At 49.1% G+C, this 21,124-nt stretch carries 21 protein-coding genes and 1 pseudogene; 9 read left to right on the plus strand and 13 right to left on the minus strand.

The genetic code is table 11. The annotated features are described in order from the left end of the window. Nucleotides 1–3 precede the first annotated feature (3 nt). Complete coding sequence (locus GCU44_RS13385) at nucleotides 4–1,182, minus strand: SGNH/GDSL hydrolase family protein (RefSeq protein WP_154856848.1); 1,179 nt, start codon at nucleotides 1,180–1,182, stop codon at nucleotides 4–6. Nucleotides 1,183–1,579: 397 nt separating this feature from the next. Between GCU44_RS13385 and GCU44_RS13390 the strand changes: the two genes are divergently transcribed. Beyond that, the gene (locus GCU44_RS13390) at nucleotides 1,580–2,635 is read left to right on the plus strand and encodes a hypothetical protein (RefSeq protein ID WP_154856849.1); all 1,056 of its coding nucleotides are present in this window, start codon (nucleotides 1,580–1,582) and stop codon (nucleotides 2,633–2,635) included. Between the two features lie 14 nt (nucleotides 2,636–2,649). Here the strand turns inward: GCU44_RS13390 and GCU44_RS13395 are convergent. Further along, nucleotides 2,650–3,239, minus strand: a pseudogene (locus GCU44_RS13395) (Uma2 family endonuclease). A gap of 93 nt (nucleotides 3,240–3,332) precedes the next feature. On the opposite strand from GCU44_RS13395, the gene GCU44_RS13400 reads away from it, so the two are divergent. Then, the gene (locus tag GCU44_RS13400) at nucleotides 3,333–3,902 is read left to right on the plus strand and encodes an acyl-CoA thioesterase (RefSeq protein WP_154856850.1); all 570 of its coding nucleotides are present in this window, start codon (nucleotides 3,333–3,335) and stop codon (nucleotides 3,900–3,902) included. A 1-nt stretch (nucleotide 3,903) separates the two neighbouring features. Here the strand turns inward: GCU44_RS13400 and GCU44_RS13405 are convergent, their stop codons facing one another. Beyond that, nucleotides 3,904–4,623, minus strand: a complete 720-nt coding sequence (locus tag GCU44_RS13405) for a class I SAM-dependent methyltransferase (protein ID WP_092170228.1) — start codon at nucleotides 4,621–4,623, stop codon at nucleotides 3,904–3,906. Between the two features lie 190 nt (nucleotides 4,624–4,813). Between GCU44_RS13405 and GCU44_RS13410 the strand changes: the two genes are divergently transcribed. After that, nucleotides 4,814–5,260, plus strand: coding sequence for a DUF4440 domain-containing protein (locus GCU44_RS13410; protein WP_154856851.1), 447 nt, complete (start codon nucleotides 4,814–4,816; stop codon nucleotides 5,258–5,260). 64 nt (nucleotides 5,261–5,324) lie between these two features. Here GCU44_RS13410 and GCU44_RS13415 read toward each other — a convergent pair whose 3' ends face one another. The 4 genes from GCU44_RS13415 to GCU44_RS13430 form a co-directional block, all read right to left on the minus strand. After that, nucleotides 5,325–5,987: a bifunctional 4-hydroxy-2-oxoglutarate aldolase/2-dehydro-3-deoxy-phosphogluconate aldolase gene (locus tag GCU44_RS13415; RefSeq protein WP_092169324.1), complete on the minus strand. Its 663-nt coding sequence runs from the start codon at nucleotides 5,985–5,987 to the stop codon at nucleotides 5,325–5,327. Nucleotides 5,988–6,066: 79 nt separating this feature from the next. Next, nucleotides 6,067–6,519, minus strand: coding sequence for a YhcH/YjgK/YiaL family protein (locus GCU44_RS13420; protein ID WP_154856852.1), 453 nt, complete (start codon nucleotides 6,517–6,519; stop codon nucleotides 6,067–6,069). An 11-nt stretch (nucleotides 6,520–6,530) separates the two neighbouring features. After that, nucleotides 6,531–7,556, minus strand: coding sequence for a sugar kinase (locus tag GCU44_RS13425; RefSeq protein ID WP_092169330.1), 1,026 nt, complete (start codon nucleotides 7,554–7,556; stop codon nucleotides 6,531–6,533). Between the two features lie 351 nt (nucleotides 7,557–7,907). Beyond that, nucleotides 7,908–8,387, minus strand: a complete 480-nt coding sequence (locus GCU44_RS13430; protein ID WP_154856853.1) for a YehS family protein — start codon at nucleotides 8,385–8,387, stop codon at nucleotides 7,908–7,910. 243 nt (nucleotides 8,388–8,630) lie between these two features. On the opposite strand from GCU44_RS13430, the gene GCU44_RS13435 reads away from it, so the two are divergent. Both GCU44_RS13435 and GCU44_RS13440 read left to right on the plus strand, forming a co-directional pair. After that, on the plus strand, nucleotides 8,631–8,816 hold the full coding sequence (locus tag GCU44_RS13435) for a hypothetical protein (protein WP_154856854.1): 186 nt from the start codon (nucleotides 8,631–8,633) through the stop codon (nucleotides 8,814–8,816). A gap of 107 nt (nucleotides 8,817–8,923) precedes the next feature. Further along, entirely contained in the window at nucleotides 8,924–9,727 is an 804-nt protein-coding gene (locus tag GCU44_RS13440) for an SDR family NAD(P)-dependent oxidoreductase (protein WP_154856855.1), read from the plus strand. On the opposite strand, the gene GCU44_RS13445 is transcribed toward GCU44_RS13440, so the two are convergent. Then, nucleotides 9,728–10,579: an SDR family oxidoreductase gene (locus tag GCU44_RS13445; protein ID WP_154856856.1), complete on the minus strand. Its 852-nt coding sequence runs from the start codon at nucleotides 10,577–10,579 to the stop codon at nucleotides 9,728–9,730. Next, complete coding sequence (locus GCU44_RS13450; RefSeq protein WP_241684948.1) at nucleotides 10,569–10,967, minus strand: hypothetical protein; 399 nt, start codon at nucleotides 10,965–10,967, stop codon at nucleotides 10,569–10,571. The genes GCU44_RS13445 and GCU44_RS13450 overlap by 11 nt, the downstream gene beginning before the upstream one ends. A 596-nt stretch (nucleotides 10,968–11,563) precedes the next feature. Here GCU44_RS13450 and GCU44_RS13455 point away from each other — a divergent pair. Beyond that, nucleotides 11,564–12,112: a protein N-terminal glutamine amidohydrolase gene (locus tag GCU44_RS13455; protein ID WP_154856857.1), complete on the plus strand. Its 549-nt coding sequence runs from the start codon at nucleotides 11,564–11,566 to the stop codon at nucleotides 12,110–12,112. On the opposite strand, the gene GCU44_RS13460 is transcribed toward GCU44_RS13455, so the two are convergent. Beyond that, nucleotides 12,109–12,981, minus strand: coding sequence for a polysaccharide deacetylase family protein (locus GCU44_RS13460; protein ID WP_241684949.1), 873 nt, complete (start codon nucleotides 12,979–12,981; stop codon nucleotides 12,109–12,111). The two genes, GCU44_RS13455 and GCU44_RS13460, sit on opposite strands and share 4 nt — an antisense overlap. Next, a complete protein-coding gene (locus tag GCU44_RS13465) occupies nucleotides 12,971–15,670 on the minus strand; it encodes a DUF7133 domain-containing protein (protein ID WP_154856858.1) in 2,700 nt (899 codons plus the stop codon). The genes GCU44_RS13460 and GCU44_RS13465 overlap by 11 nt, the downstream gene beginning before the upstream one ends. A gap of 185 nt (nucleotides 15,671–15,855) precedes the next feature. Between GCU44_RS13465 and GCU44_RS13470 the strand changes: the two genes are divergently transcribed. From GCU44_RS13470 to GCU44_RS13480, 3 genes are all read left to right on the plus strand, one after another. Beyond that, nucleotides 15,856–16,950 (plus strand): amidohydrolase family protein, encoded by a 1,095-nt coding sequence (locus tag GCU44_RS13470; protein WP_154856859.1) that lies wholly within the window; start codon nucleotides 15,856–15,858, stop codon nucleotides 16,948–16,950. Nucleotides 16,951–17,032: 82 nt separating this feature from the next. Beyond that, nucleotides 17,033–17,731, plus strand: coding sequence for a hypothetical protein (locus GCU44_RS13475; protein WP_154856860.1), 699 nt, complete (start codon nucleotides 17,033–17,035; stop codon nucleotides 17,729–17,731). A gap of 32 nt (nucleotides 17,732–17,763) precedes the next feature. Continuing rightward, nucleotides 17,764–18,675: a pirin family protein gene (locus GCU44_RS13480; protein ID WP_154856861.1), complete on the plus strand. Its 912-nt coding sequence runs from the start codon at nucleotides 17,764–17,766 to the stop codon at nucleotides 18,673–18,675. Nucleotides 18,676–18,880: 205 nt separating this feature from the next. Here GCU44_RS13480 and GCU44_RS13485 read toward each other — a convergent pair whose 3' ends face one another. Next, the gene (locus tag GCU44_RS13485; RefSeq protein WP_161993940.1) at nucleotides 18,881–19,681 is read right to left on the minus strand and encodes a 5'-methylthioadenosine/adenosylhomocysteine nucleosidase; all 801 of its coding nucleotides are present in this window, start codon (nucleotides 19,679–19,681) and stop codon (nucleotides 18,881–18,883) included. Beyond that, nucleotides 19,672–20,976, minus strand: a complete 1,305-nt coding sequence (locus tag GCU44_RS13490; protein WP_154856863.1) for an NCS2 family permease — start codon at nucleotides 20,974–20,976, stop codon at nucleotides 19,672–19,674. Before GCU44_RS13490 ends, GCU44_RS13485 begins: the two co-directional genes overlap by 10 nt. Between the last annotated feature and the right edge of the window lie 148 nt (nucleotides 20,977–21,124).

A 21,124-nucleotide genomic window follows, 5' to 3' on the forward strand; every position in this document is an offset into this window, starting at 1 on the left:
GTCTTAGTCGCCGGAGACGGGTTGAATTCGGTACTGTTGACGGACCGGCTTCTTTCCCAGGTTTATTTTCTCCTCCAGCCAATAGATCAATGTATCGAGGGCATCCAGACCTTCTTTGTGTCTTCCTTGCTCGTACTTCCGGAATCCAATGATATAGGTGCGGTTTTGCGGGCGGTATTTTTGGAAATAGATCCGGTCCTTTTCCCGGATTCGTTCCAATAGCTCGCGGCCTTGGGCAACTTCCGGACCCTGTTCCAGGGCCAGGCCAGCCGCGAACTGCTTGTGGCTGCCTACGGCAACCAATTCACCGTCAATGGTCAACGTATACATCCCCTTTGCCAGTCCCTTTACCTGGATTTGGTTTTTCTCCAGCGGCAGGCGGAGTTGGTTTGGAACTCGGGTAAACGAAACCGTTCCGGCTTTTCGATCCGATTCCAGGCCGATTAGAGAATCCCCGCCGAGGACCGAATTGCTGGAAATATCCAGTACGAGTTCTTGCTCCAAAACGGGAGAATGGATGGCAGAAACGATAAGCTGGGCGAGTTGGTGATACCCCTTTTCATTGAGGTGGATGCCGTTGGATTCCCAGCAGTCGATTGATTCCGGAGAATTAAATGCATCAAAGACATTCACAAAAAACACCTTATCCTGGTCTTCCAGTTGAGCCATTTGCTCGTTGTATAGGCGCAGCGAGGCGTTCCTCTCGCCCAACAGGTTGTCGGTACCAGCTGCACGATGGGGCAGGGCAGAAAGTAGGATTACCCGGGTATTCAACTGATCCAGGGAGTCCAACAAGCGTTGTAGTCCTTCGGCAAAAGCGGGGAGTCCTTTTTCGCCGGATTGCGCTTCGATCCCCCCATAGGCCAGAATTACCCAATTGGGTTGCACGTCCCGGATTTGTTGGATGAGTAATTCAAAGGGTCCGGGAGGACTGGTATAATAGCTTCGGGCATCGCCAAAAACCGTATCCCCGGACCAGCCCAAATTTCGAAAGGAGAGCTGCTTTTCCGGATGATGGCTGGTAATCAGGTATTCCAGAAATCCATACTGTTGTTCGTTCTCCATCAGCGAATTGCCCAGATAAACAATCCGATCCCCGTCTTTGGGACTGAAGATTTGTTGGGAATATACGGACGAACAAGAGGATAGCAGAAGAAAAAGAAAAATGGGGATGCGGTACATGGGTTTTAATAGGGTCTTGGGCGTATGCTATTGATTTTGATTTACAATATAAAAAGGAAGCGTGATTTTCACTTGGAAATTATCAATTTTTCCATTGTTGGTTCGTTCGCCTGGCGAATTGGTTTAAATCCGTAAACCTGTCCCGTTTTGGTTGGTATCCACCCAGTAGTAAACGTCGGTAGATGAAACCTGACAGGTGCAACCTTTTAATTATCAGATGAATATTGAATTAGGTAGCGGATTGTATATTTTAAAAAAATAGTTGTCAGTATCCATTTAATTTAGTAGTTTTAAAAAAAACGCGATGATTTACCGGTTTCTTAGCTACACTATTTTAATTTTCCTAATCGTATGGTCCTGTAATTCCCCGCAAAACGGGAATAATGACTTACCAGAAATGGAGTTTGTCCTGGTGGATTCCCTGGTATTTGACGAATTACAAACGTTGCGAATTTTGGATTACCATCCCGGGGAAGAGATCTTTTTGATGGTAACCCAGGGGGTAGAAGGCAGGTATTTTAGTATGCATAAAAATGGGGAGGTCCTGGCAGAGGAAGTGTTGAGTGAAGGGCCCAATGCCTTTGGAATGGTGCTTCACCGTGCCGGTTTTGTAGGGAATGAACTCATGTTTGTCAGCGATCAGGAAATTTTTATCTATGATTTAGACCTGCAGCAGCTACGGAAATTTCCCTTTGAACAAGAAACCATGGTCCGGATGATTCATGGTCCGCTGGATAATTTCAATGCATTCAAAATCAATTCTATTCCCCATGGCATTGCCAATCTCAGTGACCGGTTATTGGATAAATATCCCATAGATTATTTCGATACCCTGAATTATTTTCATTTGGTAAATCCAGTAGACGGTTCCGTGGTGAAAGGGGGAAAAATAGACGATAGTAGCATTTTCAAACAGGGTTATTTTTATCCCCGAAAGGATAAACCCGTGTTTTTTTCTGATATGCTTTCGGAAGTAATGTCCCTAATCCTTCCTGCCGATTCCATCCTTTTTCAATTTGACGAAAATTTGTCGTTGGTCAACAAGATTACACTGGATAGGCAGCAACCGGACCAGCTTTCCCGCCTGCCCATGGAAGAAGCAGGAAGAAGTGCTTTTGGAAAAGACATTTCTCTGGGTGGAAGCTTTACCCATATGGCCGGTCAGGGCAATACATTTATTGTTGAATACAAAACGGGTATAGATCCTGAACAAAACAGGGCAGGACTTAGCCGGGAAGAGCTCGCAGCCGTTATGGCAAGCAGAAAAACCTACTATTACCCCATCATGGAAGGCAGGCAAATGGGCCAACCAGTTCTATGGGATAAACCCGGGCTGCTTAAATTAGGACTTGGCGATAACCGGTACCTGCATTATGCAGACCAGGCCGAAATACATGAGGAGGAAAAGGATTACCAGTGTTATTACATTTATGAGTTACAGGTAAAAAAATAGGGCCGGGAAAGACATTAGTCCATGTCTTTAAAAAATGATTCAAGATTCAATTGAAACCCCTTAATTACGTTGGATTCTACCGCATCCCCTGAAGTAAAAAGCCGGGAGGGATGAAATTTCCCATTGATCAGGGAATAAATCAAAATCGTTTGTTCAATGGGGTGAATGATCCAGTATTCCTTTACACCAGATTCCTCGTAAACTTCGTATTTGTTGGCCAGTTCTTTTCGATTGTTTCCAGGAGAAAGTATTTCTATGATCAAATCCGGGGCGCCAACACATCCGGCATCGTCCATCTTAAACGGGTCGCAAATGACACAACTATCGGGTTGGACTACCGTATATATCTCCTCATTTTTTTTGAATGCCGGGGCAATCGCACATCAAACGGCGCAGCATAAGTTTCACAGGGCTTGTTTTTAAGGTGATTGAAAAAAGCATAAAAAAGGTATCCGGAGATTTTTTGATGCAGCCTGTTGGGTCCGGGTGATAGTTTAAAAATCCGGCCTTTGATCAGCTCGATCCTTTCATCCAGATCCCATTTCAGGTAATCTGCATAGGAATGGTTTTGATAGGCAAAATCCGGTTCTTCTGCTTTCGGCATGGGGATATGGGTTTCTTCCGTATAAATTTATAAAAATCTTACCTATCTTTAACGGCCTTTACGATGTATGTTGATGTATACCTATCCTTTTCAATGACTGCACTCCTTCCTGCAAAGCCAGCTAATTTTTCCCGGGTCACCATGACCGAGTTAATGATCCCCTCGTATGCAAATTTCGGAGGAAAAATACATGGAGGCATTTTGCTTTCGCTGATGGATAAAGTAGCCTATGCTGCCGCTAGTAAGCATTCCGGGGCCTATTGCGTCACGGTTTCGGTAGATACGGTAGACTTTCTCCAGCCGGTAGAAGTAGGGGAGTTGGTTTCTTTAAAGGCATCGGTAAATCATGTGGGCACTAGTTCCATGATCATCGGCATCAAAGTGATTTCCGAAAATGTAAAAACCGGCGTGGTAAAACACACCAATACCTGTTACTTTACCATGGTCGCAAAAGGGGAGGATGATAAGCCTACTCCGGTGCCCCCCTTGCTACTCGAAACCCGGACGGACGTTCGGCGATTTGTCGAAGCGATCAAACGGAAAAGTTATAAAAAAGAGTATGGGACCATGTTGCAAAAAATCAAGCAAACCTGGGATCAGGAAGCAATATCATCCCTTTTACGTGATCAGCGGTGTGAACTGGCGCCGGAATTGAGAAGGTAGCTCACCGTTCTTTTTCAAAAACCAGAAAATGCTGAATGTTTAAAAACTGACCATTCTTCTCCAGGGTAAACCCATTCGCACCGAGCTCTTTCTTCACCTGCCTTACCGTCATCTTGTGTAGGGGCTTGATGGCAACAGCCGGATCTTCGCCCCGGTATTCGATCAATACCAACTTACCTGTGGGCTTGAGCGCTTTGCGCATGTTTTGCAGCATTTCTTGAGGAAATGCCAACTCGTGGTACACATCCACCATCAAGATAAGGTCCAGCGCTCCTTCGGGCAGATTTGGCGATTTATCCGACCCGACCACCGGGACAACCTGCTTCATGCCCAAATTGTCCGCTTTTTTTTGCAGAAAATCGATCGCTTCTTGCTGAATTTCTACCGCATAGACAGTTCCCTCTGTCACTTTTTTGGCGATCCGGAAGGTATAGAAACCCGAGCCCGCCCCGATGTCCGCGACCACGGAATTGGCAGTCAGTGGCAGGTTTTTTATGGCCAAATCGGTGTTTTCCTCCTCTGACCGTTCGGGTCTTTCCAACCAGGCCATGCCGTGAAATCCCATGATTTGTGAGATTTCCCGACCCATGTACCATTTCCCGGTCCCGTCCCGACTAGCGCTGGTGTAGCTGTAGGGACTCGCATCCTGACCGAATACGGGAATGCCGCAGGCGACTAATTGAAGTACGAAGAAAACGGTGACGCGGAGAAACTGAACCATGGTGTATAAACGAAATTTCCTGTGCTTTGTTTTATGCTGGAGTGGGTACCGATGGGGTAAAAAAATGATTGGGTTATAGCGTGGATTCATCCCTCTTTTTTTCACATAGCGCGCTAATTGACTAGCAGGGCGGGCGCTGCATTCCGGTTCCATCAAATTTTAGTATCTTTAGGAAAACCTACAGTGAATTATGAACAGAATAGGAATCATGGGTGTCGTTTTGTTTGCGGGCTTTTTTTCCAACGGTCTTCGTGGACAAACCATCGAAGATGGAAAGGCCATTATTGACCTGGTTGGTATGTATGCAGATGCCAGGGACCGGGTCGACACCGTGCTTCTGGCGAGCATATTGACGGATGATGTGGATCAGTTGGTTTCCACTGGAGAGTGGCGGTACGGCAAAGCAGCCGCCATCAAAGGCATGGGCGGCAGCTCCCGGGCAAATCCCGGAGACCGGGTTTTAAAGGTAGAGCGGGTCAGGTATTTGGACGAAAAATGTGCGCTCGCAGACGCTCGCTACATTATCAACGGCGAAAACGGTACCGAACGAAAAATGTGGAGCACCTTTATTGCGGTAAAAGTGAAAGGAAATTGGAAGATCTCCGGAATCAGAAACATGTTACCGGCCGGGAATTAAAAAAACCAGCCAGTCGCGCTGTTTGCTGCGGCTAGCTGGTTGATCAGGTATTCACTATCAGGCCTTAGCCCTTTATTTCGTGGACGATTTCCAGGGCCTTTTTGGTCATTTCCTGAATCTGGGCATAGTCCTTCGCTTGCAACAGAGGCTTACTTACCAACTTACTTCCCATGCCTACGGCACATACACCTGCGTCAAACCAGGACTTGATGTTTTCCCGGTCCAGGGAAACACCGCCGGTAGGCATGAACAGCAGGTTGGGAAAAAGCGATTTGATTGCGGACATGAAACCGGGGCCGAGCATGTCTCCGGGAAACAATTTGATCATTTTGGCTCCCATGTTTTCGGCTTTTATGATTTCCGAGGGTGTCATGCATCCGGGTATCCAAAGCATGTCGTTCGCGTCTGCCACTTCCGCCACTTCTTCGACGAGACCCGGGCAGATGATAAAATCCGCACCTGCTTCGATATAGGTTTCCGCCATTTCCTTGTTTTTGATCGTGCCAATCCCCAGCAACAGGTCCTTCATGTCGCTGTCGCGCAAGGCCACCATTTTTTTGAAATTGGAAAGGGCTGCCTCGCCACGATTGGTGTATTCCACCATGCGAATACCGGCACCATACAAGGCCTTAAGCACTTCCAGGCTGACGGTTTCGTCTTTGTCAAAATACAGGGGAAGTAGTGCTTGTTCGGGTATCTTATGTAAGATTGTGTCTTTTTTGCTCATCGTTTTAGAATTAACTCATCCCGGGTCAGCAACTGATCGGGAAGGAAATGAATGAAGGGTTGCTGTGACCAACCCGACTTTAAATCAATACTTTTATCACCATTTTTTTCAGCGCACCTTCGCCTATCATGGGCGAATGTACGTCCTCCGGAAAAAGGATGACAAACTGCCCCGGTTCCATTCCGAAGTACATTTCCGGCGCATCCGCATAAAAGGACACGTCTTTTTCCGGATTGTAGGATCCTTTCGGTTGGGTACATTTTTCTCTGGGTTTCCAACCGATGGATTCCTTTCCGCTGATGCAAACCTGTATGTCGATATGCCGGTCGTGGCACTCGAATTTTTCGTTGGCTTCTTCCGCAGTTTTAGCCGGTTTGGTAAAAACCGCAGCTACCAGTTTATCTCCATCTATCGCATACTTCCCGTCTTCCAGGGAGGACAGGTCCTGTTTGGATAGGTAGTCGAATGCCGCTGCAAACAACGGATGCACGGAATGGTATTTTTTGCTATTGGCGAGGGTGTCAAGTATCATGGTTTCCTGGATTAACGCTGAACCCTTCCGCTGGCATCTCCGCCCATCAGGACCTTGACTTCAGCCAGGGTGGCGTGGTTCATGTCACCCGGGATGGTATGCTTCAGCGCCGAAGCCGCTACCGCAAACTCACAGGCGTCTTTCATGGACATTTTTTCTACCAGGCCATAGATAAAACCGCTGGCAAAAGAATCCCCGCCGCCGACGCGGTCTACGATGCGCACGTCGTACTTTTTGGAATGGTAAAATTCGGTCCCGTCGTATACCAAAGCGCTCCAGCCATTATCGGAGGCGCTGTAACTTTCGCGAAGGGTAGAAGCGATGTATTGAAATCCAAATTTCTCCTTCATCTGCTTGAACACGTCCTTGTATCCGTCCAGATTGAGTTCTCCTTTGGTCACATCGGTTTCCTTACTTTTGAAGCCAAGGGTGGTTTCGGCGTCTTCCTCATTGCCGATACAAACATCCACGTACTGGCAAAGACGTGTCATTACTTCCCGGGCTTTTTCCTTACTCCACAATTTCTTTCGGTAGTTTAGGTCGATGCTGGTCGTCACGCCTTTTGCTTTGGCTGCCTTGAGTGCAGCTTCAGTCAGGGCCGCTGCTTTATCGCTGAGAGCAGGCGTGATGCCGGTGGTATGAAACCAAACGGCATTTTCAAATATTTTATCAAAATCAAAATCAGCGATTTCTGCCTCAGCGATGGACGCATCGGCCCGGTCGTACACCACTTGGGAAGCACGCATCGATGCACCGGTTTCCAAAAAGTATATACCCAGGCGTTTTCCACCTTTGGCAATAAACTGGGTATCCACCCCATACCTTCTCAAATGATTGATGGCAGACTGACCAATGGGGTTATCTGGCACCTTCGTAACAAAGGTCCCTTCCAGGCCATAATTGCAAAGTGCGCCCGCTACATTGGCTTCCCCTCCTCCATAAGTAATATCAAAGGTGTCTGACTGCACAAAACGTTTGAAGTCAGGTGTAGAAAGACGAAGCATTACTTCTCCAAGGGTTACAACTTTTTTTGACATGATTGGTTTATGTGTTTAATGATGAATTGAACAAGTACAGTAAAAATTGGAAAGGTGCCATTTCGGAAGCAATGATGCTACAAAAGGCCTTTTCAAGACAAGACTACTGCTTTATTTTCTAAAAACCAAATATATTGGGTGGGCGCGAAAGTATTTGATTCGCTATCAATGGGATACCGATGAGTCGTGTCAAGCCGTCAAAAGGAGGTAGAAAGAAGCCGTATTATTTGTCCCGGTAAAATCGTTTTTTAATGGATCCTAGGGAGGTTCGAAGACCGCTGGAAAAACCCCGTCTATATCCCAAAAGCGCAACGGGATCCGCGAAGCCTCGTTAGGGAAAATCAACAGCGATCAGGTATCCGATTCGTTGGTTCCTTCCCGGTAGTACTGCCGCATGCCCTGAAGAAAATTACGCAGGATTTGGTCTTTGCAAAGCCGGTATTGCTTTTGTTCCGGTTTCCTGTAAAATGCACTCAACTCGTGTTTGCTGATGATCCGTCCGGCCAATTCCAGGATTTTCAGCTGTTCCTCGTCGGTCAGTTCCAGAGCGATCTTTAGCTTTCGCAGGATTTGGTTATTGGTCAGCCGGTTTTCGGGAAGTGGAACGGCTCCTTCTTTTGCACCTCGTTTGTAGGTAATCAACCCATTTAAAAAAGCGGCTAACTTAAAATCTCCCAGAGGATTAAAGGCTTCGTCGTCGTCTTTTTTCAACCAGTTACTGACTTCTGCACGCGTGGTTTCCAGGCCGCCAAGTCCAAAAATCCGAATCATCTGGTCATCGCCAAAATCAAAGGTATACCGCAGGCTTCGTAAAATATCGTTGTTTTGCATGGGCCATAAAGGTAAGAAAAGCGATGAATTAGTTCCCCATGGAGCGGCAGCTAATTCCCCAGGGGCAGTGGTAATTCCAGGGGACCCCTACTAGGCAATGGATCTAACAGCTCCTCCCGCGTCCCTACATACCGTATTCTTTCATTTGGTTGGGATCAAAGGAGCCACTGGTTGAATTTCGCCGGATTAGTTGCAAAAAGGTTGGGCCAATGACGACAGGGTTCCCCCAACTATTCGTATCTTTTGGAGATAAACACGGCAACGAAAATACTACCCGGCTGGCAGTTTTGCTGTGCGGTAAACACCTGGGAAGAAATCTGGGCTACGGATTTGGAACGTGCATACGGGGTCGATTTGGAGGCCTATGGGCCGGGGAGCAGCGATTGGAACGATGCGCTGGTCGATATATACTTGTCCACCCCACAATAAGCTCAGGCTTTTCTGCCGGGATAGCGTTGAGCAGCTGACTCGATTTACAGCGGTCATGACTTATTTTTAGCGGTTTTCAGTGTACACAAGTCGAAGAACAAAACAGGATGCAGGCGCAACAACATACTCCCTACACGTTAATCACCGGTGCCAGTATGGGCATTGGAAAGGCTTTTGCAGGTGCCTGTGCCCGAAAAGGCCGAAATCTGCTGTTGGTTGCCTTCCCGGATGGTCAGTTGGAAGAGGTGCAACGGGAATTGCTGGCGGTATTTTCCGTATCCGTGTTGATTTTTCCCGTCGATTTAACGCAAGCAGACGCCGCCCAACGGTTGGTTCGGTTTTGTGAGGAAAAGAAACTAGCCATCGATATACTTATCAACAATGCCGGCATGGGAGCGGGAGGGTTGTTTGAAAACATTCCTTTGGAAAAATACCTGCAAATCATCGACCTGAACAACAAGGCCATGGTCTCCCTGTGTCACCGGTTCCTTCCACTTTTGCAAGCACAGGAGCGGGCCTATGTACTTAACATGAGCAGCATGGAGGCGACGTTACCTTTGCCCTACAAAGCGGTTTATACTGGTTCCAAGAATTTTGTCTACGCATTTTCGCTAGCCTTGCGGGAGGAACAGCAACCGGGACCGGTTTCGGTCACGGTTGTTTGCCCCGGACCGGTCCTAACCAATCCGGAAGCCCTAATGCGGGCAAATGCCCATGGAAAACGGGCCAGGTGGGTCATGTGCAGCCCGGAAGAAGTAGCGGATTTGGCACTCAAAGGATTGTTTCGCGGAAAAGCCGTGGTGGTTCCCGGCAGGGTCAACCAGGCACTGGTCCGGCTGATGAAGCTGGTGCCAACCTCCCTCAAGATGCGGCTATTGGAGCGCCTGTTTCGGGTGTACCGCAATCATTAATTAAAAGTAGGAGGTGATGCCACACATTTCTTCGCTTAGTTCCCACAATCGGGATGCGTCCTGGGGGGATAGCGCTTTTTTACTCGGATTTTTTTGCCGGCAATTGTCCCAGTAGGCGCCGGAAATTCCCTTCACTTCAGGGGACTGCGCCAGGTAAATCGATGTTTCGGCCCCTTTCTCGGGTGATTTACCCGTAAGGCGCCGAATTTTCCAGGCAAAGCCGTGCCAGCTAAGGGTGTGTTTGAGCCCGATATCCGTTTTGACCAAACCCGGCTGCACTGCATAGCTGGAAAGCTTTGGATGGGTTTTTCTTCGGTCAAATTCCCGGGTAAACAATACATTGGCCAGCTTGGATTGAGCGTAGGCACGTAGCCCGTGGTAGTTTTGGCGGAGGTTTACGTCGTCAAAATGTAGTTTTCCATGAAAATGCGAATCCGAACTAACGGTAATTATCCGGGGATCGTCCGATTGTAGCAGCAGGGGTAGCAAGCAATGCGTCAGTAAAAAGGGAGCCAGGTGGTTGATTGCCCATTGCCGCTCAAAACCGTCCGGAGTCCGGGAAAAATTCGAAAACCAGGCCCCGGCGTTGTTGATCAACACATCCAATTTGGTGTATTTTTTTTTCAAGCGGGCCGCCATATTGCGAATCTCCTGCTGGGAGCTCAAATCGGCCAGGGCATAGTCCAGGTCTGCATGGGGAAACTCCCTGCGAATGGCGTCCAATGTTTCCCTGGCTTTTTCCTCGCTGCGGCAGGAGACAACGACCCGTGCACCCATTTCTCCAAGCGCTTTGGCTGTGGCCAATCCAATTCCCGTATTGGCGCCTGTTACCAGGCAGATTTTATTTTTCACGCGTTGGTTTCAGTTTCTTCTTTTCTTCCAGAATGTGCGGGTACAGATCGTAAGTGGGATAAAATTCGGTGGAAAAGGCACCCCATACACTTTTTTCCACGGAGATATTCAGGTTTCGCAATTCGCTGGCGGGTATTTTGACGGTAACCACCTGTCCGATACCCATCATCACATACCAATTCACCACTTTGGCAGAAGGGGGAGGAAAGTTTTCCAGAAAGCCATTGTTGTTTCGAATTTCCCGTAATTCCTCGATGTTTTTGTCCTGGTGGTGTTTCATAAAGATGGTGACCATCAGGCTGTCGGATGCCGTTTCGGTTTCGGCTTGTTGCCCGATTGACAGGTGGGCGACACCCAGAAAAGTAAGGAGTAAAATTGCTGTTTTCATGATTCGGTTTCCGTTTTGGTGGTTTTTCATTTCGGTTTGCCATAAAAAAGCGTTTTGCCGATCGCCAGCAAGAACCTCTTTCTATCGGAAAATATCACGTACAAAAACTGTTTTGGTTCGTTAAAACCGAAGCGTTCGCAACGGTTTATCTACCAATAGAAATACATCCGGACAGTAATACCCAACCGACAGTACTTAAAGTTAGTATTTTTTTTCGGATGCCCGACAGGGGTAATCCAAAGCAGGGAATATTTCGTCGAAAGAAAACAGCAGCGCCAAATGGAAGGGTTTTTGGTCGGACTGGTTTTTGGCGTTCTTGCGTTTTCAATCGATTATCCACCGGTTGATTGTTCTCAATTCATTGTATCTGGATCCAAATCGTTATTTTTGCTTCACTTTCGCTCAGAGCAGCTATTGACCTGGTATCGGCAGCATCCAAAAATGACTGCCTCAGATCAGGTGTAATGGAAATGAACGTGAGTATTTCCAGGAAAACGAACATCAAACAAACCAACGAAATCCTGCGTGTCGAATGCTCCCTTACGTTTGATTTTTGTATGCGCTGGTTTGATTTGTACTAAAAAATTGCTTGATCCATGGGTAAAGAAACATTTAAATACATAGCGAATTATTGCGAGGAAAATATCTGGCAGCTGTGCAGACATCCGGTGTTGGCAGAAACGGACAAGCGGGTAGTGATCGTTTCCAACCAAGCCGGAAACTGCTCCTTTTGGCAGCAGCAATCCATGCCTGACTCTGGTCCTGTTTGCTGGGATTACCACGTGGTGCTTTTGGCTTTTGTCAGCGGGGAATGGTGTGTCTATGATTTTGATTCCAAGCTCGAATTCCCGGTGGGTCTGGCGAGCTACCTGGAATGCACCTTCAGACCAACGCAAACCACAGCGGCGAATGCCCCATTTTTCAAAGTGTTTCCGGGAGATGAATTTACCCGGACTTTTTCTTCCGACAGAAGCCATATGAAAGATGCCGTGGGAAACTGGATTTTTCAGCCCCCCGCATGGGATGCGATTGAAAGCGATCAGTCCCCAGGCTTGCACCTGAACGAAATTCGCGATTTCAGCCCAAAGAGTCCCCATCGGGTACTCAGTTTAGACGAATTAAAAGCCGCATTTGTGCAGGCTTAATTTCGCAAGGGCCGGCTCAAGTCGGGTTTCAGTAGCCTGTCTGCCTCCCCAAAATCTATGTAGGAACCCAAATCCTGGAGGGACAAGACATGGTATCCTTCCTGGCTTAGGTAATCCAGGTACTTCCTAAAAAGCGCTGGTGACGTACTCACCCAGGGATGTTCCAGGTCAGGCACCCCATGGATGGTCAGAATAACCACTTTCCCATCCCTGGCTTTTTCCAGCGCATCGAAAATCTCTTGTTCGTTTGTATCGTCCGTTGCCCAGCTGGGTAGGAGGTACGGGTGATCGGAAAGGGGGTCGTAGACGCGGCCACCTCCGGCTCGCGCAATTCGATACTGTTTTTCCTGCAGGACCTCCAATACCGACTCGCTCATGCTGTAACCCGGATAGGCAAAACTACTGGGTTGTTGGATCCCGAGGGAATCCGCTTTTCGTTCGATATAATCGATTTCTTCCCGTATTTCCGCTTTCGAAAGCTTTCCGACCGGGGCGTGACTATGGGTGTGGTTGGCTACTTCAAAGCCCATCCGATCCAATTCCTGCATTTGGCGCCAGTTCATGTACTTGCTGCTATCCGCGTGATTGGGCGGAAATTCGCAGACGAAAAAGGTAGCGCCAAAGCCTTTTTCCTTCAATAAAGGAGCCACTTCGGAATAGTGGCTGGCCGGGGCATCGTCGAATGTCAGCACCACGATCTTGTCCGGTAGCGGTTTTCGAAGTACCTGGGAAGACAGTTCTCCATACGCGAGCATCAGGCAGGCCGCCAGGAAAAACCGACGAACCAAGCCGGTGCTACTGCCGTCTGCCTGTTGACCGATCCTACCCGTCGCCTCGTTTGGGCTGACGTTTGCACGGTTACCGTGCATAGAGCTTCACGTTTTTCATGGCCCAAACCTGATTGCGGGGCTCTTTTACCAGCAAGCGTAGCTGGTTGACGGGCCTTGACTCTTCCCACCGAAGGCTGTTGCTACCTGCTTCTCCGGTACCCCGAGCCACTTCGGTCCAATCCGTTCCGTTCGTCGAGACTTCCACCGAATAGCTGCCTGGATACTGTTCCTTCCCCGCATCAAACTGGATCTCTGTCAGTTTTTGCGGTTGGGGTAGTACCAGTTGAAACCACATGCCTTCCTTTTGCTCCTCTTCGGTTTTCCAGCCCTTGAAGCCAAAGGCATAGCTGGGATCACGGGTGGAACCCACACCCTGCAAGGCCGTACTGCTTGCAGAAACCTCCCAGTTGTCCTTAGGAAACAGTTGCTTGGGTATTTCCGCCACCAGGGCATCGTAGGAGTAATTGCCATCCCGATCCCCGGTAGCTGCCCGAATTTGCGCGACGTATTCCGGGCTAACAAAGCTGGCCTGGTTTCCAAAGTCGTTGCGTATGTAGGACAGTACCGAGGCAATCCACTCGTCGGTATTTTCTCCCATGGCAATCATCACGCCTTCGTATTCTTTGCCCTCAATGGCTCCGGTAAGGCCATGAAGCAGTGTCTTAACGGCGTATTCCGGGTGTCCCTGTACGCGTGGAGATCCGGAAAAGCCAGGAGCAATCAATTCGCCTCCGTCTGCTCCGGTGGGCGTTCCCAGGCCTTTTACCCCGTGGCAGGTGGCGCAGTAGCTATCAAAAATGGATTTTCCCTGATCAAAAAGGGCTCCTTCCACTGCCGTGTATTTGGTGGCGGCCCGTTCCCGTTCTTCTGCCCGCCTTTCCAGTACCTGTTGGGCTACGGTTTGGATACCTTTCGCCGGGTTGGTATTCACCGCGTTTTGCATCAACTCTTCTACTCCTTCAAGATCCAGAATATGGGCACTTAGCAGCGCCTGTACGGCCACCTGAGGATCCGGATCGGAAATGCCTTTCTTGTAATCCGCCTCCAAACTTTTATCGCCGTACTTGTACAGGGTTTCTCCGGCGCGCATGCCATGAATCCGGAATGTGGGATTCGAATCGGCCATCCAAGCGCGTACGAGGCCGGCTTTTAGTGCGCCCAGGCCTTCCAGGGTCCAGAAGGCATGCAGGCGCGCCAACTCGCTTTCGTGGTTTTGGGCCATTTCGGCTAATTTCGGAACGACCGAACGATCCTGACGCAAAATCAACAATTGCTGGGCTTTATCGCGCCACCAGCCATTGGGATGGGACAGGTGCTGCAAGAGCTCTTCGGTAGATTCTTCAAACATGCGGGGTTTTTCCGTACTGCGGGGGTGCTCCTCGTGGCTCAGTCGCCAAATACGGCCATTTCCGACGACATCGTCCATTTGGTATTGTTGGATTTTTGTTCGCAGGTAACTGCCTTTCTGGGTCCAGTTGCCTTCCTGGATGATGCCCCGGTACATGTCCACGATGTATAGCGTTCCGTCCGGGGCGGTAGCCATGTCGACGGGGCGAAACAGCGGATCGGTGGATTGGATGAATTCGGTTTCTTGATCCCGGTACGCATTTTGAATATACGTCAACCCTTCGGTCTTATCGGAACGCACCTGACGGACGATTCTTCCCACCGGTTCTCCGTAGAAATACTGGTTAACCAGTTCTTTGGGAAGCCGGTCACCCCGAAATACGTCATTTCCGGCTGCTCCGGTAACGTTATTCAAGGAACCATCCGGTTTGGTTTCCCGCATCCCGGGTTCAAAGTCGGCCAATTTTACCAGGCTGAAGGGTTCGCGAAATCCGTCTTGAAACTGTCCGGGAATCCTGAAATTCCCATATACGATTGGAAAATTGAAATTTTGGGGGACACCACCTGCGCCGTCCTGAAACCAAACCTGTCCGTAATTATCCTGGGTCACTCCCCATTGCCCGTAGGGATTTCCGGTGGGTTCCTGAATGACGCCCTCCGGCGTCCATCGGATACGGCGGGAATTGTAGGTACTGTACATCCAGTTATCCATGGTCCAGGTCAAAAAGCTGGTTTGGTGTTCTACGTTGCCGGAGCGCCCCAGCCCGGTTGCAAAAAGCTCTTTTTTGTCGGCCTTCCCGTCTCCATTGGTATCGGTAAACTTGTACACGTGATCCTCGTTGGATTCCATGGACAGGATGGTATTTGGTCCGAAGGGAACCACAAACCGGGGAAATACCAGGCTATCCAGAAACACGACACCTGTTTCATAAATGCCATCGTCATCGGTATCCTCCCAACGGGAAATACGGCCTGCCGGCATCAATTCTCCGGTAGCGTCAATATCCTGCATGTAGGTTCGAAGCTCCAACACATACATTCTCCCGTTGCCATCAAATTGAATGGCGGCAGGTTCCTGAATGTGGGGTTCGGCAAGAATGGGATCCATTCGGTATCCCGGTTGCAGCCGAAAGGTCTTCTGTTCTTCCAATGCCGATAGGGGGATTACCGGCGCCGTTGGCGTCAGGTCGATGCCTTTCCATCGGGCTGATTCCATATCCACTCCATCTGGTATTTCAATTTGGGGATAGGGAGCTTCTTTTCGTTGGGGATCCAAATGCTCTTCCGGTGAACGGTCAAAAACCGGTTTTTGCACTTGTTGCTGCTGGCAGGCAGCTGCCAGAAAGAGTAAGGGTAAATAAACTAAATACGTTCGAATCATGGATAAGGTACGGTATTACGTGTGATGGTAGGCGTTTTTGTAAACGCCAGACGCTTTTCCAGGAAAAGCACGTACCAAAGTAGGGTATTTTTACAAAAGTCCGGTAACCACAAAAATAAATTTTTCGGGTTTTTCTATCATCCTTGCAGATTATATACTACTTTGACTGGTTAACAAAAACGAATATGACGAAAAAATTGCTCCGAAGACGAATTCTGTTTCCGGTTTGTTTCCTGGTCCTGGCATCCGCCTGCGGAACCGATGCCGACTTTTACACACTGGAAGACTACGCCTCCGTTCCGAAAATCGATGTGCACGTACATCTGGAAACGGATCGCTATTTATTTGCCGAAAAAGCAGCGGAGGACGGGTTTCGGCTGATCAATGTGGCGTTGGAGTACACGGATGGCTGGAACGACGTGCGCCGGAAATTTACCTACGGCCAGTTGCAAGAAGCGGCCTACCCGGACAGACTGGCAAATGTAACGGCTTTTGCCGTTTCCGATTGGGACCGTGCGGATTGGGAGGAAAGGGTGATTGCCTGGCTGGACAGTTGTTTTGAGCAGGGAGCCTTGGGGGTAAAAGTCTGGAAAAACATCGGCATGGTCTCGCGGGACAGCGCTGGCAATTTGATTCAAATTGATGACCCCCGTTTTGATCCAATCTTTGATCACCTACGCAAGCGGGGAAAGACGCTGATGGGTCATTTGGCCGAGCCGAAAAACTGTTGGTTACCCCTGGAAGAAATGACGACAAATAATGACCGAAATTATTACGGAAGGCATCCGGAATACCACATGCACCTGCAGCCTGAAATGCCGAGTCACGAAGAACTCATTCAACGCCGGGACAACATGCTGGAGAAACACCCGGACCTGAAATTTGTCGGTGCCCACATGGGCAGCCTGGAGTACGACGTGGACCAACTGGCCCAAACGCTGGACCGCTTTCCCAACATGGCGGTAGATTTGGCGGCGCGGATGGGCCAGGTGTTTTACCAAACGGCTGCAGACCGGGAGAAGGTGCGGAATTTCTTTATTCAATACCAGGACCGTTTGTTGTACGCCACCGACCTGTCGGATAACGGTAGCCGTACGAAGGAGGCCTTGCATGCAGCCATGGATGCGGCCTGGAAGCGGGATTGGGAGTTTTTTGCAACCGATAACGCGATGGAAAGCGACCTGATCAACGAACCGTTTCAGGGATTACAGTTACCCAAAGCAGTGGTAGACAAGGTGTTTTATCAAAATGCTGTGGAGTGGTTTGGGATGGAAGAATAAGTAATTTTCACGTATAGCATTGGCTAAAATCATTCAGGTATTTTTTTTACGAAATAGCATAAATTAATAAAGCGTTAAAAAAATGAAAGCGATCGTACTCACATTATTGACAACAGTGATAGGAACTGTTGCATTGGCGCAGGGAATTCGAGGGGAGATTACCTCTCACCCCAAGAAAGCCATGGACATGGTTCTTATGCCGTTTGGGTTGGATCATTCGATTATAGCCGGGCAGGTGGATAAAAAAGGTGTTTTTTCCATTGAATTGGGGGGTAAAGACACCCAGAAAGTACCTCAAGACGTTAAATCCATGTTTATGAGTGAGTTGTTTTTTAACTATCACTTCAGGTGTGGCAATGGAGATGATTTTGGGGAATACCGGGATGTACCGGCAGCGCGGATAGATTACGTCAGGCTCCTCCAGAAAGGGCAGTGGGCCGGAACGGTATTTATGGTTTCCGATGAAAATCTCATTCCCTGGCTGGAAGATGAAGCCTATCAACCGGCGGTTAAGGGAACGTTTTGGGAAGTACTCTACCTGGAGGATGAACTGACTGTTTCGGCCAGCTGTACTTCCTCCAAATTTGTTGACGCCGATACAAATGTGGATGTTACCTATGCGTATGAATTGGCATTAAAACCGGGGTTTAACTGGGTGGAATACCAGATTGAGGAGGTTTATCAAACAGAAGATGACCAAATGGCCGCTTTTCCTTCAAAGGTAAAAATAACCAACCTGTCGGATCCTTCCAAAATAAAATGGATAGGAAAATATTATTAATAAGGTAAATCCCCGAGTGGTTTTAGCCAATTATGCCCGAAATCGTCATTAATGCCCGAAAAGCTGCTATCGGTCCCGGACTGATGGTGAACCGAATTTTACCCTTTCGCATGCGCCGCATGGTGGGACCCTTTATTTTTATGGACCATGCCGGCCCGGTCCGGCTCAGTACCGAAAAGGGTCCGGCCATGGACGTGCTTCCTCATCCGCATATTGGCTTATCCACGGTCAGCTACTTATTTAAAGGAAACGTGACGCACCGGGACAGCCTCGGCGTAAAGCAAGTCATCGAACCGGGGGAAGTCAACTGGATGACCGCTGGAAAGGGGATCGCTCATAGCGAGCGTTTTGAGGATCCGGCGGTATTGGCCGGCGGACAACTCGAAATGATTCAAACCTGGGTGGCCTTGCCCGAAAAAGACGAGGAATCAGACCCTACTTTTTTCAATTACCAAAAAGATCGCCTGCCTGTATTCGAAGAAAAAGGCCTATGGATGCGGCAGATAGCAGGGGAGGCCTATGGTCTGAAAAGCAATGTGCCCACCCACTCTCCCTTGTTCTATTTACATGTGGAACTTCAAAGGGGATACCGGTTGAATGTGCCGGATGGATACGAAGAACGCGGCCTGTATATCGCCAAGGGCAGCCTGGAATTGGGTAGTCAGGTGTATAAAGCGGGGCAGTTGCTGGTCTTTGGGAAATTCGAACAGGCAAGCGTGAGGGCTCTGGAGAATTGCACCATCATGTTACTTGGTGGGGAACCAGTGGGCCAGCGATTTATCTGGTGGAATTTTGTGAGCAGCCGAAAAGAGCGCATCGAGCAGGCCAAAGATGACTGGAAGCAGGGGAGAATCGTTTTGCCTCCGGACGACAAGGAAGCGTTTATTCCGCTACCGGAGGACAAATTCCGCCGAAAGGATCCCCCACCGGAGGCGCTTTCTTAGTGCCGAAGTAAATCGCATGCATCGTTTACCCGTATTGGGCATCATTTCTGATAAATGAACCGACCTAACCAGCGAAGGAGAACAAGTAGTAGATTAAAAAGGGGCATGATTTCCCCACCCATCCCGCCATTTTTGGCTGTCCGAAGAATGATTGGATTGGGCAAATGGCTACTGATTGCCTGCCAACAATCCTTAAAGCGTCTTGCTAATCCTCCATCAATTCCACCATGCGCAACACCAGGTTCGCCGAATTTGCTGCAGCAGGTCCCACAAACTCGCTGAAGTTGACATGCGCATCGGTGTTTGCATTATCGCTGCAGCTACGTATGACCACAAAAGGCAGTCCGAGTACCCGGCAGATATGGGCCACGGCAGCTCCTTCCATTTCGGTGGCCAGGCTGTTGAATTTCGTGTACAGCCAGTTTGCTTTTACCGGATCGCTGACAAATAGGTCGGAGGTACTGATGACTCCCTGAAAAACGCGCGGTTGCCTTCGGGAGATCGATTGGTAGTCGGCCAATTTCGACGCCTCCAGGCTGAGCTGAACGAGTGAAGAATCCGCAGCTAGCAACAGTTCCGGATGGGGTTCACCCGACAAATCCCGAAAATTCCAGGGCGTAAACCCCTCCGCATCTAACAGGCCAAAGTCCACCTGTACCAGCGCAGTTCCGATGACGATGTCTCCTGGCAACGCCTCCGGATGCAGGCCTCCGGCCACACCGGTAAAAATCAACCCATCCAGTTTAAAGTTTTGCGTGAGAACGGCCGTACTGTAAGCAACATTTACTTTGCCGATCCCGGCCTTTACGATGACTACTTTTTTTCCATTGAGCTTGCCCGTATAAAAATCGATTCCCCCACGAGTAGTCACCTTAGGTTTGTTCAGGGCTTCCAGGAGAATGGAAATCTCCGGATCCATTGCCCCCATAATGGCCAGTCGCTGGGCAGTTGCCGGAACCCACAGAAGAAAGAACAGAAATCCGATAGAAAGCTTTTTCAAATCCATAGAAAGAAGAGGGAACATGCCGTGATAATGGCTAGAATTGGACGAATCTCTCGCCGCTTGCCGCTTAGCACCTTTACCAGGGTCCAACTAATAAAGCCAAAAGAGATTCCGGTGGAAAGGCTATAGGTAAACGGGATCAATACCAGGGTAAGAAAGCAAGGAATGGCTTCATCGGCCTTGCGCCAGCGGATTTGCACGAGGGGAATCATCATAAACGACCCCACCAGCACCAGGGCAACGGAACTTGCCATGGGTGGGATGACCGACAGGAGCGGCGAGAAAAACATAAACGGGAGAAATAATAGACCGGCAGTAATGGCCGTGATGCCAGTCCGGCCCCCGGCCTCGATTCCCACAGCCGATTCGATAAAAGCAGTACCCGAACTACTGCCGACCAATCCAGCAAACAGCGTTGCACAGGCATCGGTAAGCAGGGATTTGCGCATGTTTTGAGGCGTGCCATCCGGGTCTTTCAGGCCGGAAGCTTCGGCTAGCCCCACAAAGGTAGAGATGCCGTCAAAAAGAATGGTAAACGTAAAGACGAAAATGACTGGGATATAGGCATATTGCAGGGAACCGAGAATGGCAGCTTCTCCAAGTAGACTGAAATCCGCCATGGAAAACAGCCCGGTATAGTTGACCAGGGTAGGGGAGCCAAAATTGATCAGCGAGGCATCCCCCCACCAACGGCCCACCGGCCAGGCCAGCACCGTGGTGAAAAGAATTCCGATAACAATCGCCCCGGTTACCTTCCTGGCGATCAATCCTCCGGTGAGCAGCAACCCGGCCACAAAGGTCAGGGTCACGGGATCCCTGAAATCGGTCATTGCTACCAAAGTGGCAGGACTGGAAACAATAAAATGGGCATTCTGAAACCCAATAAAGCAAATAAACAAGCCTATTCCGGCAGATACGGCGTGCCTCAACGCTTCCGGTATGGATTGAATGATCTTTTCCCGGGTTTTGAAAAAAGAAAGAAGCAGGAAGATAACGCCCGACCAGAAAACCGTACCCAGGGCTTCCTGATAGGTCAATCCGTATTGGATGACCGCCGAATAGGTAAAAAAGGCGTTGATACCCATTCCCGGGGCGACCACAATGGGGTTTTTGGCATAGAGCCCCATCATCAGGCTGCCAAAACCGGCAACCAGCACCGTGGCCGTCACTACTGCCCCAAAGGGCATTCCCGCATCCGATAGGATCGCAGGATTGACAATGACAATGTAAAATGCGGCCAGAAAGGTACTCAAGCCAGCCAGTAGTTCCGTGCGGAGGTTTGCGGTGTTGGTGGTCATGGATCAAAATAAAACACCGACAAGATACCCATCGCTTGCCAATAATCAAATCCAACTGCGCGATCGTAGGCAAAGAATCGGTCATGGAAAATGGGTTTGGCTGAGGTCCTTCGTTTGGATAGCTTTTTTTCTAACAGTTTCTTTTGCT

It is taken from the genome of Cyclobacterium xiamenense (assembly GCF_009467825.1).
Lineage (GTDB): Bacteria > Bacteroidota > Bacteroidia > Cytophagales > Cyclobacteriaceae > Cyclobacterium > Cyclobacterium xiamenense.

Excerpts from the sequence above, each read along its gene's own strand:
- GCU44_RS13385 (WP_154856848.1), bottom strand. The coding sequence starts at position 1,182 with ATGTACCGCATCCCCATTTTTCTTTTTCTTCTGCTATCCTCTTGTTCG.
- GCU44_RS13390 (WP_154856849.1), top strand. The coding sequence starts at position 1,580 with ATGGAGTTTGTCCTGGTGGATTCCCTGGTATTTGACGAATTACAAACG.
- GCU44_RS13400 (WP_154856850.1), top strand. The coding sequence starts at position 3,333 with ATGACTGCACTCCTTCCTGCAAAGCCAGCTAATTTTTCCCGGGTCACC.
- GCU44_RS13405 (WP_092170228.1), bottom strand. The coding sequence starts at position 4,623 with ATGGTTCAGTTTCTCCGCGTCACCGTTTTCTTCGTACTTCAATTAGTC.
- GCU44_RS13410 (WP_154856851.1), top strand. The coding sequence starts at position 4,814 with ATGAACAGAATAGGAATCATGGGTGTCGTTTTGTTTGCGGGCTTTTTT.
- GCU44_RS13415 (WP_092169324.1), bottom strand. The coding sequence starts at position 5,987 with ATGAGCAAAAAAGACACAATCTTACATAAGATACCCGAACAAGCACTA.
- GCU44_RS13420 (WP_154856852.1), bottom strand. The coding sequence starts at position 6,519 with ATGATACTTGACACCCTCGCCAATAGCAAAAAATACCATTCCGTGCAT.
- GCU44_RS13425 (WP_092169330.1), bottom strand. The coding sequence starts at position 7,556 with ATGTCAAAAAAAGTTGTAACCCTTGGAGAAGTAATGCTTCGTCTTTCT.
- GCU44_RS13430 (WP_154856853.1), bottom strand. The coding sequence starts at position 8,387 with ATGCAAAACAACGATATTTTACGAAGCCTGCGGTATACCTTTGATTTT.
- GCU44_RS13440 (WP_154856855.1), top strand. The coding sequence starts at position 8,924 with ATGCAGGCGCAACAACATACTCCCTACACGTTAATCACCGGTGCCAGT.
- GCU44_RS13450 (WP_241684948.1), bottom strand. The coding sequence starts at position 10,967 with ATGAAAACAGCAATTTTACTCCTTACTTTTCTGGGTGTCGCCCACCTG.
- GCU44_RS13455 (WP_154856857.1), top strand. The coding sequence starts at position 11,564 with ATGGGTAAAGAAACATTTAAATACATAGCGAATTATTGCGAGGAAAAT.
- GCU44_RS13460 (WP_241684949.1), bottom strand. The coding sequence starts at position 12,981 with ATGCACGGTAACCGTGCAAACGTCAGCCCAAACGAGGCGACGGGTAGG.
- GCU44_RS13465 (WP_154856858.1), bottom strand. The coding sequence starts at position 15,670 with ATGATTCGAACGTATTTAGTTTATTTACCCTTACTCTTTCTGGCAGCT.
- GCU44_RS13470 (WP_154856859.1), top strand. The coding sequence starts at position 15,856 with ATGACGAAAAAATTGCTCCGAAGACGAATTCTGTTTCCGGTTTGTTTC.
- GCU44_RS13475 (WP_154856860.1), top strand. The coding sequence starts at position 17,033 with ATGAAAGCGATCGTACTCACATTATTGACAACAGTGATAGGAACTGTT.
- GCU44_RS13480 (WP_154856861.1), top strand. The coding sequence starts at position 17,764 with ATGCCCGAAATCGTCATTAATGCCCGAAAAGCTGCTATCGGTCCCGGA.
- GCU44_RS13485 (WP_161993940.1), bottom strand. The coding sequence starts at position 19,681 with ATGGATTTGAAAAAGCTTTCTATCGGATTTCTGTTCTTTCTTCTGTGG.
- GCU44_RS13490 (WP_154856863.1), bottom strand. The coding sequence starts at position 20,976 with ATGACCACCAACACCGCAAACCTCCGCACGGAACTACTGGCTGGCTTG.